This is a genomic window from Pseudomonas syringae pv. tagetis, from assembly GCF_022557255.1.
Taxonomy (GTDB): Bacteria; Pseudomonadota; Gammaproteobacteria; order Pseudomonadales; family Pseudomonadaceae; genus Aquipseudomonas; species Aquipseudomonas caricapapayae.
The window spans coordinates 5,650,152-5,663,955 of the sequence record NZ_CP092923.1; the positions used below are offsets into that span (position 1 = coordinate 5,650,152).

Below are 13,804 nucleotides of genomic sequence, written 5' to 3' on the forward strand. Positions count from 1 at the left end.
AACACAGCGCATAGCCCATAGAATTGAAATTTGCTGCCTGCTGTATCAGCAGCGCGCGGCGATCACTCAGTAACGCTTGATCTGGAGCAGGAATGGATTCCACACAACAACCCGAAGACGACGGGATTATCCGCATTCAGCGCCTCGTGCCGGGCCAGGTCGACGTCGTTCTAGGCGCACATCCAGGCCGTAAACGTAACGCTCGACCGGGCAAGTCGCGCCCCTACGGGCTATGGCTGGCAGGCCTGATCGTTGCCGGTTGCCTGGCCGGGCTGGTCGCCTCGCACGTGCGAGGCCCAAAAGCGGTGCCGGTGCCCGTCGTCGAGCAGCCTGTGCCTGAAGCAGAAACACAGACGACATCCGCCGAAGGCGAACCCGCAACGGTCGAAACGACTTCGCCAGCACTCTCGACCCGAAGCCTTGGGCTCTTGCCTGTCTCTGCAACACAGGAACAGCCTGTTAACGTCCAGCCGCTGGATAACTGCATGAAGAATGGCAACGTCATCGACGAGAGCGTATTGAACTGCCGATTCGGCCAGATCCCTCGCCCTGCTCAGGCAGAGCCTGCTACAGGCATGGTGTCTGCAGACTACATGGCCGACTTCAAGAACAACGCTGCGCGCAATGCAGCCCGTCCTTCCCGACCCTACAGTGTGGCGACGGCGTCCATCCGTGAATGGGACGGCAGAAACCGCTACCGCGCGCAGTGGCGGGTTTACGGCAACACGATCGACGGCGACAGCGTCTGCAAGAATTTCGCGATTCACTCAGTCGAACGGCGCGAATGCCGCAAGGCCGCGCAGGTTAACTTCAGGGAAGAATGCCGGGAATGGACCAAACGCGCGGCGCGAAATCGCGACGAGGGCAGTAAAAATGCCGAACAGCGCTACTGTGAAGTGGCAGCGACGTTCTCACCTTAAAAAGCGCTCGAAACCGCTCTGGCACGGTATTCTCGCCGCCATAAACCTGTGTTCGGCGGGTCTCTGCACGGCTGATAATCAGCAAAATCCCTGACACGTATAGCCAAAGGCTTACACGCAATGAGGAACATTGGCTATTTTGCACTCTTCATCAGCGCCGTAAGATTGGATCCAACAACTGGTGAACAAGGAGTTCGCCAGGATCAGGGACGATCGACCATCGCCGGGAAGGCAGCCGACAGGGAGTTGAAATGGTCTTGGTACAAACCCGCTTCGGCGGGTTTTTTATTGCCTGTGATTTTTACTGTCAATCGCCCCGCCGGATTCGATAATTTTCCTGACGCCAGAGTCCCCTCCCCCCACCACGCCGTTTGAACCTGAGCCCTGGCGGTATAGCGAAAGGCTTACACGCAGTGGAGGAACTTGGCTATTTCCGCCCTGACTCGCCCTCCGTAAGATTGGATCCATCAAGTGGTGAACAGGGAGTTCACCAGGATCAAGGATGATCGACCATCGCCTCGGAGGCGTCCGACAGGAAGTCGGGATGGTCTTGGAAAAACCCGCTTCGGCGGGTTTTTTATTGGCTTTCGAAAAAGCCACGAGCAGTTATCGATAGGGTTCCTTCCCACTGCCCAACCTCCTGTGGCGACAGACGCTCTTACGCCTGAGGTATTTTCTTCTGCCTCGTTTTACTGTCCTTCCATTGCCCACCTGAACCCTTGCAGTGCCATCATCTGCGGTTCATGAAATGTCCGACTCTAAGCGAGTATCGCGAACTTATCGTCTTTGACACTTGAGAATCGGGTGAATCAGTTCATCTTTCTAAGCTTAATTTGCACCCATGATCGGATCCAAATAACGCCCTAAAGCCCTTTAAAATCAATACTTACAGCTATATTAAGGGTGCAATTCAACCCAATGATGGCTCATAGTCATCATTGCTTAGTGTAACGAAACCGAGAAAATATCCACCGCCTGTAGGAACTTTCCTACTAAAAATAGTGCCATAGACCACACTGCTGGCTAGACGACATCCATATGCCAGCACTAAATCCTCCCTCATTATTGTGGCGGTGTGTCATGCAGTGACACACAGGGCAGGACCACTTCGTGAGTAGGTGTGCAGTCGAGAAACTCGCAGCTCTTCCCCGCCCCGGTCTGATCCGGGAAGCGGTCGTGAAGGGTTCAAGGACGATGTACCGATGACTCAGACGTTCGATATAGAAGCATTGATCAAGCTGCGCAAGCAGACGCGCGCTATTTCCGACGCGCTCAAGGTGCAGGCATCTGACTACCTGTCGACCCTCGCGTTGCTGATACGCCCGCAGACATTCTTCGGTGAATACCTGCAGGGCGCGCAACGCAGCAGCGGCCGCGAGACCCAGCACCACTTCAAGGAGCTCAAGGAGCTCTACGACCGCATTGCATCGGCAGAGCCGTTCAAGCTGGTCAATGAACTGGAAGTGCCGCTGAACCTGATCAGTACGACGCCCGAGCTGTTCCCGCTCGAATACGACATGGTGTTGTCACAAAGCGGGCAGACCATTCGCATCACCAGTCCGGTGCGCTGGGTGGTGGGCTTCAACTCGTTCGATCTGGCGCAGTTTCGCAAGGTCATCAAAGACCCGAATCGCAGCAGCGCAGAGCTGTACCGCTACGTTGTGCATTATCTGGTCCTGTTCTACTGCCTCAGCAAATCACCGGGCATGAGCCGCCTGTTCGAAGGGTTGCGCTTCCCGGTCAGTTTCGAGCGTTTGAAAGACTTCGGCGATCTGCCGTTCTGTGTGATCAGCTCGCCTGTTCGCTCCGAATTGCCGGATGAGTCGGTCATTCGCAACAGCACGCAGATCGCAGGCAATACCAGCTTTGAAGAATTGGTCGGACACGAAAATATTCTGGAAATGAACGATGAAATCCGTCAGCGCCTCTTGCTGACGATTGAAGGACTCTAATCGCGCCCGGCCTGCCGCAGGCCCGGTACGCAAACGACTTGCAGCGAGTTGCTCGCACAGGAGATGACGATGGCGAAGAAGGAAAGTACCCAGCACAAGCTTGACCGCGTTCGCGCGCCTCGGGTCCATATCACCTACGACGTAGATATCGGCGACGCTCAGGAAAAGAAAGAGCTGCCATTTGTTGTAGGCGTTCTGGGGGATTTCTCCGGCAACCCGCTGGAGCCGCTGCCCAAACTCAAGGATCGCAAGTTCATCTTCATCGACCGCGACAACTTCAATGGCGTTCTCAAAGGCATCAAGCCGCGCCTGGCATACCGCGTCGACAACACCCTGGCGAAAAACGGCACCCAACTCGGTGTCGAGCTGAACTTCAATGCGCTGGAAGACTTCGAGCCGCAGAACGTCGTGCGTCAGGTAGAGCCGCTGCGCAAGTTGCTGGAGGTGCGCAACAAGCTGGCTGACCTGCGTAACAAGATGGGCGGCAACGACAAGCTCGAAGAGCTGCTGATGGACGTGTTGCAGAACACTGAAAAGCTGAAAACCCTGGGCAAGGAATTCGGCCGTGAAGCCGCTGTTCCTGCCACCGACAGCAAAGAGTAAGGAGGAGCCTGACGATGACCGATAAGCAACCCGTGACTCAGCAGGACAGTACGACGGTTGAAGTTGAAAACTTCGCCCCGCAATCCTCCCTGCTCGACAGCATCATTTCCGAAAGCCGCGTTGCGCGCTCCGAAACCGAGCGTACCCGTACCCGCGATCTGATCGGCGAGCTGGTGGCCCAGGTGCTGGAAGGCGAGATGACGCCCAGCAAGGACCTGATTGCCGTGCTGGACGCGCGCATCGCCGAGATCGATTCGATGCTCTCCGAGCAGATGAACGAAATCATGCACGCCCGTGAGTTCCAGCAGTTGGAGGCGTCCTGGCGCGGCCTGAAGTACCAGGTTGACCAGACCGAGACCAGCACCACGCTGAAGATCCACCTGCTCAACGCGTCGAAAAAAGACCTCGTGCGTGACCTCAAGGCTTCGTCCGAATTCGACCAGAGCGCACTGTTCAAGAAGATCTACGAAGAAGAGTACGGCACCTTCGGTGGTGCGCCGTTCGGCATGCTGCTGGGTGACTACGAGTTCAACCGCAGCCCGGAAGACATGTACTTGCTGGAAGAGATCTCGCACGTTGCGGCTGCGGCCCACGCCCCATTCATTTCCGCTGCTTCGGCTGAATTGTTCGGCTGGGACTCGTTCACCGACATGGCCGGACCTCGCGATCTGGCGAAGATTTTCGACACCGTCGAATACGCCAAGTGGAAGTCGTTCCGTGCCTCTGAAGACTCCCGCTACGTCGGCCTGACCCTGCCGCACGTACTGGGTCGCCTGCCGTATGGCCCGGATACCACACCCGTCGAAGAATTCAACTTCGTCGAAAGCGTCGATGGCCGCGACCACAACAAATACCTGTGGATGAACGCTGCCTACGCACTGGGCACTCGCGTGACCGATGCATTCTCCCGCTACGGCTGGTGCGTGGCGATCCGTGGTGTCGAAGGTGGTGGTCTGGTCGAAGGCCTGCCCACTCATACGTTCAAGACCGATGACGGTGAAATCGCGCTCAAATGCCCGACTGAAATCGCTATCACCGACCGTCGCGAAAAGGAGCTGTCAGACCTGGGGTTCATTCCTCTGGTGCACTGTAAAGGCACCGACTACGCCGCGTTCTTCGGCACCCAGTCGACCCAGAAGCAGAAGCAGTACAACACCGACATTGCCAACGCCAACGCACGCCTGTCGGCGCAACTGCAATACATCTTCGCGACCTCGCGTATCGCTCACTACATGAAAGCGATCATGCGCGACAAGATCGGCAGTTTTGCATCCCGCAAGGACGTCGAACTGTTCCTCAACAAGTGGCTGTCCAGCTACGTGTTGCTGGATGACACCGCGAGCCAGGAAGCCAAGGCCAAGTTCCCCCTGCGCGAGGCGCGTGCCGAAGTGTTTGAAGTCCCTGGCAAGCCTGGTGTCTATAAGGCCGTGACTTACCTGCGTCCGCATTACCAACTGGATGAACTGACGGCATCGTTGCGTCTGGTCGCCGAATTGCCGCAATCGACTCGCGGCTGATCCATCACTTAGCCAGGGAGGCAACATGAGTAGTCAACACAAGCTGTTGCCTTCATTGCTGGACAGGTTGCTCGACGATCGTCCGCATCAGTCCGTGGAATCGTCATCGCAACGATTGAGTTCGCTGGCCGATTACAAGGCCAGCATCGTCCGTGACCTGGAGATTCTGGTGAACACTCGCCAGTCTCTGGTCGCTGGCGAGCTGGAAGGTTTCGCGAATCTGAGCGGCACCATCCTCGATTACGGTATGCCCGACTTCACCAGCAGAAGCGTGCTTGATCCACAGGACCGTCTTTTGATCCAGCGCCAGCTGGAAAAGGCGATTTCCGTGGGTGACCGACGCTTCCGCAGCGTGAAAGTCCAGTTGCTTGCACAACAGACCGGCCAACGCATGCTGACTTTTCGTGTGGACGCAGTACTGCGTCTGCAGGACATTTCGCGTCAGGTTTCCTTTGACGCCGTGCTGCAGGTCAATACTCAGGAATACAAAGTGCAGAACCTCAACTGATGCTCGACGATCTGCTGCCCTACTACGAGAAGGAACTCTCGCACCTGCGCTTTCTGGGCCAGGAGTTTGCCGCTCAATATCCGAAGATCGCTTCGCGACTGCTGATTGAGGGCGACAACTGTGAAGACCCGCATACCGAGCGCCTGATCGAGGCGTTCTCGTTTCTGTCGGCGCGCGTGCACAAAAAGCTCGATGATGAGTTTCCTGAAATCGTCGAGTCGTTCCTGGAGGTGCTGTACCCGCACTACCTGCGCCCTACGCCCTCGATGTCCATTGTCGAGTTCAATATGGGCAAACAGGAAAAGGTCACAGAATCCTACCGTATAGCACGGCACACAGAGCTGCACGCCACGCCGATAGATGGAATGGTATGCAAGTTTCGTACGTGCTACCCGGTCGAATTATGGCCGGTCGCCGTGCAAAGCGCGTCGTTCGTCGAGATGGAGCGGTCGGCATTCAACGGCCACAGTGCAGACCTGATCGCACGCTTGCGTATTGGTCTTGGAGCCACCTCCGACGTCATGTTCGGCAAGATGGAACTGGACAGCCTGCGCTTTTTCCTCGATGGCGAAAGCACGCTGATGCATCAGCTGTACGAGCTGTTGTTCAACAACCTGGCCAAGGCCACCCTGTCGTTCGAAGACGAAGGCCGCACTCGCGAAGTGGTGCTACCGGCCGGTGCCTTGAAGTCTGTCGGTTACGGGCTGGATGAAGGGTTGGTGGATTACTCGGAGCGTTCGTTTCTGGGCTACCGGCTGCTGCACGAGTACTTCACCTTTCCTGACAAATTCATGTTCTTCGACCTGTCGGGCTTTGCCCGTATTCTGGCCGGCAAAGAGATCGCTAGAGTGGAAATCAATTTCTACTTCTCCGACTACGACCTGACAGATCGTCTGGCACGCCTGACCCAGAATATCGGCCGTAACAATTTCAAGCTCAACTGCACGCCGATTATCAACCTGTTCCGCCAGCAGGCCGAGCCGATCAAGCTGACTCACGTGCAGCATGAATACGCGGTTACCCCGGATGTGCGCCTGCAAAGCGCTGCCGAAGTGGTCTCGATTGATCGCGTGCGACGGGTAAAGAAGATCAACGGCAACGACCAGGTCGGCACCTGTCATCCGTTCTTTGAACCACGTGGCGATCAAGGCCCCGGTCAGAGTTTCTGGATCGCCCGGCGACGCCCTACACAGAGCCGGCAAAGCGATGGCTCGAACATGTTCATCCGCGTTGTGGATCGGGACCTGGAACTGATTGATTCCAATAACGACACACTCAGTATCCGCCTGACATGCAGCAACCGGGATTTACCACTGATGCTGCCTTTTGGCGGCGAGCGTGGCGATTTCAACATCCCGTCCAACTCGGTGATCAAGGACATCCGCTGCCTGCGCAAACCGACTGCGACAGTGCGCGTACCGCTGGGCAACGGCGTGATCTGGCGGCTCATCTCGCACCTGTCGCTCAACCACATGTCGCTGGTTTCGAAGGGTCGCGAAGTGCTGCTGGAACTGCTGTCGCTTTACAACTACCGCAACGTGTCGGCGATTCGCAAACAGATCAACGGAATTGTATCGGTGACCAGTGAGCCGGTGGTGGCGCGCATCGGGCATCCACGTCCGAACTTTGTGCGCGGCGTCGGCATCACGCTGAAATTCGATGAAAGCCAGTACACCGGCAGCGGCGTGTTCCTGTTCGGCATGGTGCTTGACCACTTCTTTGGTCAGTACTGCTCGATGAACAGCTTTACCCAATTAACCCTTCGCACCTTGCAGCGCGAAAAGAGAGTGGTCCAATGGCCCCCGCGAACAGGCGATCAACCCCTGGTCTGATCGACCAGGCAAGGGCTGAGCCGCACCGATTCGAATTTTTCCAGTTGGTGCGTTTGCTTCGCCTGCATTACAGCAGGACCGGCCGCATGGACCTGGAAACCAGGCCGCATGAGGACCCTCTGCGCTTTCGTTCGCAGCTGTCGCTCAACTTCCCCGCCAGCGAAGTCAGCGACCTGCACTTCGAACGCGAAGGCCGGTTATCGGCCGCAGGTTTGCCACTGTCCGAGGTGCAGGTCACCTTCATGGGCCTGGTCGGCCCTTCAGGCGTGCTGCCACGCCCATACACCGAGCTGCTTATCGATCGGCACATCCAGTATCGAGACGACGCGGCCCATGCGTTTCTGGATATTTTTTCGCATCGCATGACCACGCTGTTTTACGAGGCGTGGCAGAAGTACAAGTTCTATATCGAGTACGAGCGCAACGGCACGTCGAACTTTGATCGTTATTTGCTCAACCTGGTGGGTTTCGGACCTGAGGCGTTGAAGCAAAAGTTCGACAAGGGCGAGTCGCCTTTGCGTCGCGAACTGTTCAGCTATTTCTCGGGGATGTTTGCCCAGAAGCCGCGTAACGCACTGAATCTTGAAGTCATGCTGAGCTTTTATTTCTCGCTGCCGTTCAAGATTCAGCAGTTCGCCGGGCGCTGGTTGAGGCTGGACAGCACTCAGTGCACGCAGTTGGGCCGCAAGAACGCAGTGCTGGGGCAAAGTGCCGTGGCTGGCAATCGTGTCTGGGATTACCAGTCGTGCGTGCGTATCGAAATGGGCCCTCTGGATCTGGCCGATTACCAGCGCTTTCAGCCGGGCACGGTGGACTACCGAAAACTGGTTGAACTGGTGCGTTTTTATGTGGGTGCCGAACTGGACTTCCAGATCGCACCCAAGCTCAAGCGCGAAGCTGTACCCGTGGCCCGTCTGGGCCGCCAAGGCAATGTATCTCTGGGCTGGCTTGGCTGGCTCAAACGCCCCGGTGTCGACGTGGAGCCTTCCCGTTGCGCCCTCTTCCACATTCCTTTTGATGGGGTCTCCCTGTGAACCTGAAGTCCCTGTTCGCCAAGCTGAACGAAACGAGCCGCACTGCCACTGAAAGCGCTGCTGCGCTGTGCCTGTCGGAGAACCATTACGACGTCGAAGTCGAGCACTTGCTGCTGCAACTGCTGGATAACAACGACAACGACCTGCCCGTGATCCTGCGTCACTACGATGTAGTGCCTGATCGCCTGCAAGCACAGTTGGTCACCGCGCTGGGGACGTTCAAGAAAGGCAACACACGGACGCCTGCGCTCTCGCCGCACATTACCCGCATGATCGAGCAGGCCTGGGTGCTGGCATCGATCGAGTTCGGTCAGTCGCAGATCCGCACCGGCCACCTTGTTCAGGCCCTGCTTGATGACGATGCACTGCGTCGCGTGGTCATCGGTTCAGCGCCGGAGCTGGAGAAAATCAACGCAGACGACCTGCGCCTGAACATGAGCGCGCTGGTCGAAGGCAGCCCCGAGACGAAGTTGAGCAAGCCACTGGCGAATGCCGACGCAAGCACCGGTGCCACCACCAAGGGCAACGGCAAGACGCCCGCACTGGATCAGTACACCGTCAACCTGACCCAGAGCGCCCGCGATGGTCGCATCGACCCGGTACTGGGGCGCGAATTCGAAGTGCGGCAAATGGTCGACATCCTGACCCGCCGCCGCCAGAACAACCCGATCCTGACCGGCGAAGCGGGTGTAGGCAAAACCGCAGTGGTCGAAGGCCTGGCGTTGCGCATTGTCCAGGGCGACGTCCCGTCGGTGCTCAAGGGTGTCGCCATCCACACGCTGGATCTGGGTTTGCTGCAGGCCGGTGCCGGGGTCAAGGGCGAGTTCGAAAACCGCCTCAAGTCGGTCATCGAAGAAACCAAACGCAGCCTGCACCCGATCATCCTGTTCATCGACGAAGCCCACACCCTGATCGGTTCGGGCGGGCAAGCCGGTCAGAACGACGCCGCCAACCTGCTCAAGCCGGCCTTGGCGCGTGGTGAGCTGCGCACCATCGCCGCTACTACGTGGGCAGAATACAAAAAATATTTCGAAAAGGACGCCGCGCTGGCTCGCCGCTTCCAGGTCGTGAAAGTCGAGGAGCCTGACGAAGACAAGGCCATCCACATGCTTCGCGGCTTGCTGGCCAAGATGCAGGAACACCACAAGGTCACGGTGATGGACGAAGCGCTGGTGCGGGCCGTGCGCCTGTCCAATCGCTACATCACCGGCCGCCAACTGCCGGACAAAGCCGTCAGCGTGCTCGACACCGCTTGCGCACGCGTCGCGCTGGGCCAATCGGCACAGCCAGGCGCGCTGGAAGACTGTAAGCGCCACATAGACAACCTGAACGCCGAAATCACCGTGCTGGAGCAGGAAACCGCCAAGGGCAGCGACCACGCTCGCCGTTTGACGGCCTTGCACGAAGAGCTGAAAGCCGAACAGGAAACCCGCGAGGCGCTGGAACAACAGTGGAAGCGCGAGCTGGAACTGGTCGAAAAGCTTGGCGCACTCAGCGTGCCAGAAGACGGCGCGCCTGATGCTGAGCAGATCGCTGCAGTGCGTGCCGAACTGGCCAGCGTGCAGGGCGAGCAACCGCTGGTCCACGCGCTGGTAGACGGCGGCACCATCGGTGAAGTGATTTCCGGCTGGACCGGTATCCCGCTGGGCAAGATGCTGCGCGACGAGATCGATACCGTACAAAGCCTGCCAGCACTGTTGGGTGAGCGCGTGCTGGGTCAGGATCATGCACTTGAAGAGATCGGCAAGCGCATCAAGATTTCTCGTGCCCGCATGGAAGACCCGAACAAGCCGATCGGCGTGTTTCTGCTGCTCGGTCCGAGCGGTGTCGGCAAGACCGAAACAGCGCTGGCCCTGGCTGACACGCTGTATGGCGGCGAGCGTAACGTCATCACCATCAACATGTCCGAATACCAGGAAGCCCACACCGTTTCCAGCCTCAAAGGCTCACCGCCGGGCTACGTCGGCTATGGCGAAGGGGGCGTGCTGACCGAAGCCGTGCGCCGCAAACCGTACAGCGTGGTGCTGCTAGACGAGGTGGAGAAAGCCCACCCTGATGTGCTCGAGCTGTTTTTCCAGGTCTTCGACAAAGGCGTTCTCGACGATGGCGAAGGTCGCGAGATCAACTTCCGCAATACCGTGATCATCCTCACCTCCAACACCGGCACTGACCGCATCATGCAGTGGTGCCTGAATGCGGAGCAGAAGCCGACACCCGACGACATCGTGGAAGGCCTGCGCGACGAGCTGAATCAAGTGTTCAAGCCTGCCTTCCTCGGTCGCCTGACCATCGTGCCGTATTACCCGGTTCAGGACGCGATCCTGGAACGCATCGTCGGCCTGAAGCTGGAGCGCATCCGCAAGCGTTTCGAGCGCAACCACCAGGCGGTGCTGCGTTACGACGAGGCGCTGATCAAGGCCATCGCTTCCCGCTGCACAGAAGTCGACAGCGGCGCGCGCAACATCGACAACATCCTGTCCAAGACGCTCATGCCGGAGCTCGCTCAGCGGGTGCTGGAGCGGATGGCGCAGGACAAGCCGATTGAGAGCCTGACCATCGACCTTGGCAGCGACGGCGATTTTGCTTACAGCCTGACCTGATCGATCACCCCATAGGTAACACGTCATGAATAAAAGACTTCAAGGCAATTGTTCCTCGAAGCCAGCCTTGGCAAGGTGCCTGGCTGTTCTGGCAATGATGATGGCCCTGTCCGCCTGTGGCGTGACAGACCGCGTCGCCAAGCGCATGGATGACACCTGGGCTGGCGACATGATGTTTGGCGACAACGAGAAGGTCATTTTGACTTCCGATGGCGGCAACCAGCTCAACCCCGACGAATACGGCAAACCGCTCTCGGTGGTGGTCCGCGTTTATCAACTGTCCTCTCTGGAGCGCTTCGAGTCGATCAATGCCGACACTCTCTGGGATGACCCGCAAAAGGCTTTGGGCAACACGCTGGTCGAAAGCCGGGAGCTGATTCTATTGCCCGGCATGGGGCAGACCGATCAATGGCCGCTGAACCCGAACGCCTCCTACGTAGGCATCGCGGCGTTCTTCCGGACCGACGAGAACAGCCGCTGGAAGGTAGCGTTCGACGCCAACACGCTGCGCAAGGATGGTATCTGGTTCTCGTCCGACGGCGTGCGCGTGCTGGTCGACAATAACTACATTCTCGCCGTCCGTGGCGTGGACGTTTTGAACCGGCTCAAGACTGAAGAGCAATTCACCCAATCCAATTCAATGCCGGAACAGCCCGCAAGCAAAGGCCTTACCGAGCGTGTGCAGGATGCAGCGGTCCAGCAGGTTCAGGACTCGGCCGGCAGTGCTGCCAAAAAAGCAGCGGACTCACAATTCAATTCTCTGTTGGAAGGCGCCAAATGAGTAAACAAAGCCGCGTGATGTGGTCGGAAGGCATGTTCCTTTTGCCGCAACATTTCCAATATCAGGATGAGTTTCACCAACATCAGCTTGCTGAGTCGACACTGCGCTCGACGCCCTTTCACTGGGGAGTGCAGACGCTGGAAGTCGACGTTGAGGCACTGGCGACAGGCTCCCTGCAACTGAAGCGTCTGAAGCTCGTGTTCCCGGACGGCAGCCTTTACGACGCGCCGCAGCACGACCCGCTGCCCGCCGCCCGCGATCTGAAAAACCTGACCAAGGGCGGGGAAATCAAGGTCTACGCAGCGCTCAAGCTGCCCGAGCCCTTTGGCCTGAATTACGTCGAAGACGGTCAGGAACAGAAGAGCGCCCGGCGCTTCCGCAAACAGTTCGACACCTTGCCGGACCTTAACGAAGGCGATCTGGAAAACGAAATCACCAGCCTGCGCCTGAATGTGGTGATGCTGGTCGATGGCGACAGTCTGGATGGTTACAGCTACTGCCCGATTGCCCGGCTGGCACGCAACAGCATCGGAGGCTTCAACCTGGATGCGCATTTTGTGCACCCGACGCTGCATGTTGGCACCCACGAGACGCTGGTCGGTCTCGGCAGACGTTTGATCAGCGTGCTGCAAGCCAAGAGCAAGGCGCTTTCAGGCCGGCGCCGCGAGCGTGCCGACCAGATCGCCGAATTCGGTTCCAGCGACGTGACGCTGTTCTGGCTGTTGAATACGGTCAACCGCGCCTACCCGCAGCTGGCCCACCTGCTGGCGCATCCACGCCTGCACCCGGAGCGTCTGTACCTGTTTCTTGCGGAACTGGCGGGCGGTTTGCTGACGTTCTCGCTGGACACCCAGCTCACCGACATCCCGGATTACGATCATCAGGACCCGGCGGCCTCATTGGTCAAGCTCGACGAGCTGGTTCGTCTGTTGCTTGAAAACGTGATTCCGAACCAGTGCATCGTCATCAATCTCAGTCAGGTCAGGCCTTCCTACTGGCAGGGCCAGTTACTGGACCCGCGCCTTACCGAGGCCGACTTTTACATTTCGGTGCATGCCGACATGCCCGGCTCCAGCCTGCTGGAACTGGTGCCGCGTGCGTTCAAGGTGGGTTCGCCGGAAGACATCGAGGTGGTGGTCAACAGTGCCATGCCGGGCGTCACCCTGAACCACTCGACACGCCTGCCAAACGCCATTCCGGTGCGTCTGGACAACCATTACTTCTCCATTGAGCCGCATGGCCGGGTGTACGAACGCATGATGGAAGCCCAGGCCATTTCCTTCTACGCGCCCAGCGCGTTTACCAATCTCAAGCTTGAACTGTTGGCGGTGCTTAAATGACTGAAGCCGTGATGCAAGGTGCCGCTGCGGCCGCAACCGAAAAACCTACGCTCAAAGATCTGGTACGTGACTTCATCACCATGGCGCTGATTGTTCGTCGCGGTCGCCAGGCGATCTCGGTCACAGCGTTCGAAGCCAGTGTCGATACTTTTTTTGCCAATCTGGAGCGTCAGGCTCGCAGCGCCAACTACAGCGTCGAACAGGTCAAGGACGCCCAGTACGCGCTGTGCGCATTCCTTGATGAAAGCGTGCTGCGCTCGGGCGACAACGATATGCGTCGTCACTTCGAAATGGAGCCGTTGCAGTTCCGTTATTTCGGGGTCCACCTCGCAGGCGAAGGTTTCTTCGAAAAGATCGAGCTGCTGCGCGCCGACGTGAAAAAGAACCTGGACGTGCTTGAGGTGTACCACCTGTGTCTGGCGCTGGGTTTCGAAGGCAAATTCGGCCTTGGTCAGAAGGACCAACTGCGCTATCTGGCCAACACGCTGGGCCAGGACATCGCACGGTATCGCAAGACACCCAAAGCACTGTCACCTGACTGGGCATTGCCTGATCAGGTATCGCAGATGCTGCGCCATGAGGTTCCGGTATGGCTCTACCTGGCACTCATTGCCCTTGTGTGCCTGTGTGTCTATCTGACGCTGGACTGGTTGCTGGGCAAAGACGTGGCCGCTTTGGCCGAACAAATCAGCCAACTGTTCAATGCTTGAGTCCCGA

The 13,804-nt window shown here is 58.1% G+C and carries 11 protein-coding genes; all 11 read left to right on the plus strand.

The window, feature by feature from the left end; all coding sequences use genetic code 11:
- The first annotated feature begins 92 nt into the window (after window positions 1-92).
- The 11 genes from MME58_RS25310 to icmH all read left to right on the plus strand — a co-directional run bounded on the left by MME58_RS25310 (window position 93) and on the right by icmH (window position 13,797).
- Window positions 93-920, plus strand: coding sequence for a hypothetical protein (locus MME58_RS25310; protein ID WP_055004912.1), 828 nt, complete (start codon window positions 93-95; stop codon window positions 918-920).
- Window positions 921-2,122: 1,202 nt separating this feature from the next.
- Window positions 2,123-2,872 carry a hypothetical protein gene (locus tag MME58_RS25315; protein WP_002551426.1) on the plus strand — a complete coding sequence of 250 codons (750 nt, stop codon included), beginning with the start codon at window positions 2,123-2,125 and terminating at the stop codon, window positions 2,870-2,872.
- 69 nt (window positions 2,873-2,941) lie between these two features.
- A complete protein-coding gene (gene tssB, locus MME58_RS25320) occupies window positions 2,942-3,475 on the plus strand; it encodes a type VI secretion system contractile sheath small subunit (protein WP_002551425.1) in 534 nt (177 codons plus the stop codon).
- Window positions 3,476-3,489: 14 nt separating this feature from the next.
- Window positions 3,490-4,992, plus strand: coding sequence for a type VI secretion system contractile sheath large subunit (gene tssC, locus MME58_RS25325; RefSeq protein ID WP_054985209.1), 1,503 nt, complete (start codon window positions 3,490-3,492; stop codon window positions 4,990-4,992).
- 25 nt (window positions 4,993-5,017) lie between these two features.
- Window positions 5,018-5,500: a type VI secretion system baseplate subunit TssE gene (tssE, locus tag MME58_RS25330; protein ID WP_003318239.1), complete on the plus strand. Its 483-nt coding sequence runs from the start codon at window positions 5,018-5,020 to the stop codon at window positions 5,498-5,500.
- Window positions 5,500-7,332, plus strand: coding sequence for a type VI secretion system baseplate subunit TssF (gene tssF / locus MME58_RS25335; RefSeq protein ID WP_055004821.1), 1,833 nt, complete (start codon window positions 5,500-5,502; stop codon window positions 7,330-7,332). Before tssE ends, tssF begins: the two co-directional genes overlap by 1 nt.
- Window positions 7,296-8,366, plus strand: coding sequence for a type VI secretion system baseplate subunit TssG (tssG, locus tag MME58_RS25340; RefSeq protein WP_054985211.1), 1,071 nt, complete (start codon window positions 7,296-7,298; stop codon window positions 8,364-8,366). The genes tssF and tssG overlap by 37 nt, the downstream gene beginning before the upstream one ends.
- On the plus strand, window positions 8,363-10,966 hold the full coding sequence (tssH, locus tag MME58_RS25345) for a type VI secretion system ATPase TssH (protein ID WP_055004820.1): 2,604 nt from the start codon (window positions 8,363-8,365) through the stop codon (window positions 10,964-10,966). Before tssG ends, tssH begins: the two co-directional genes overlap by 4 nt.
- A 25-nt stretch (window positions 10,967-10,991) precedes the next feature.
- The gene (gene tssJ / locus MME58_RS25350; RefSeq protein WP_082427011.1) at window positions 10,992-11,747 is read left to right on the plus strand and encodes a type VI secretion system lipoprotein TssJ; all 756 of its coding nucleotides are present in this window, start codon (window positions 10,992-10,994) and stop codon (window positions 11,745-11,747) included.
- The gene (gene tssK / locus MME58_RS25355) at window positions 11,744-13,087 is read left to right on the plus strand and encodes a type VI secretion system baseplate subunit TssK (RefSeq protein WP_003394238.1); all 1,344 of its coding nucleotides are present in this window, start codon (window positions 11,744-11,746) and stop codon (window positions 13,085-13,087) included. Before tssJ ends, tssK begins: the two co-directional genes overlap by 4 nt.
- Window positions 13,084-13,797, plus strand: a complete 714-nt coding sequence (gene icmH / locus MME58_RS25360) for a type IVB secretion system protein IcmH/DotU (RefSeq protein WP_054985215.1) — start codon at window positions 13,084-13,086, stop codon at window positions 13,795-13,797. The genes tssK and icmH overlap by 4 nt, the downstream gene beginning before the upstream one ends.
- Window positions 13,798-13,804: the final 7 nt, after the last annotated feature.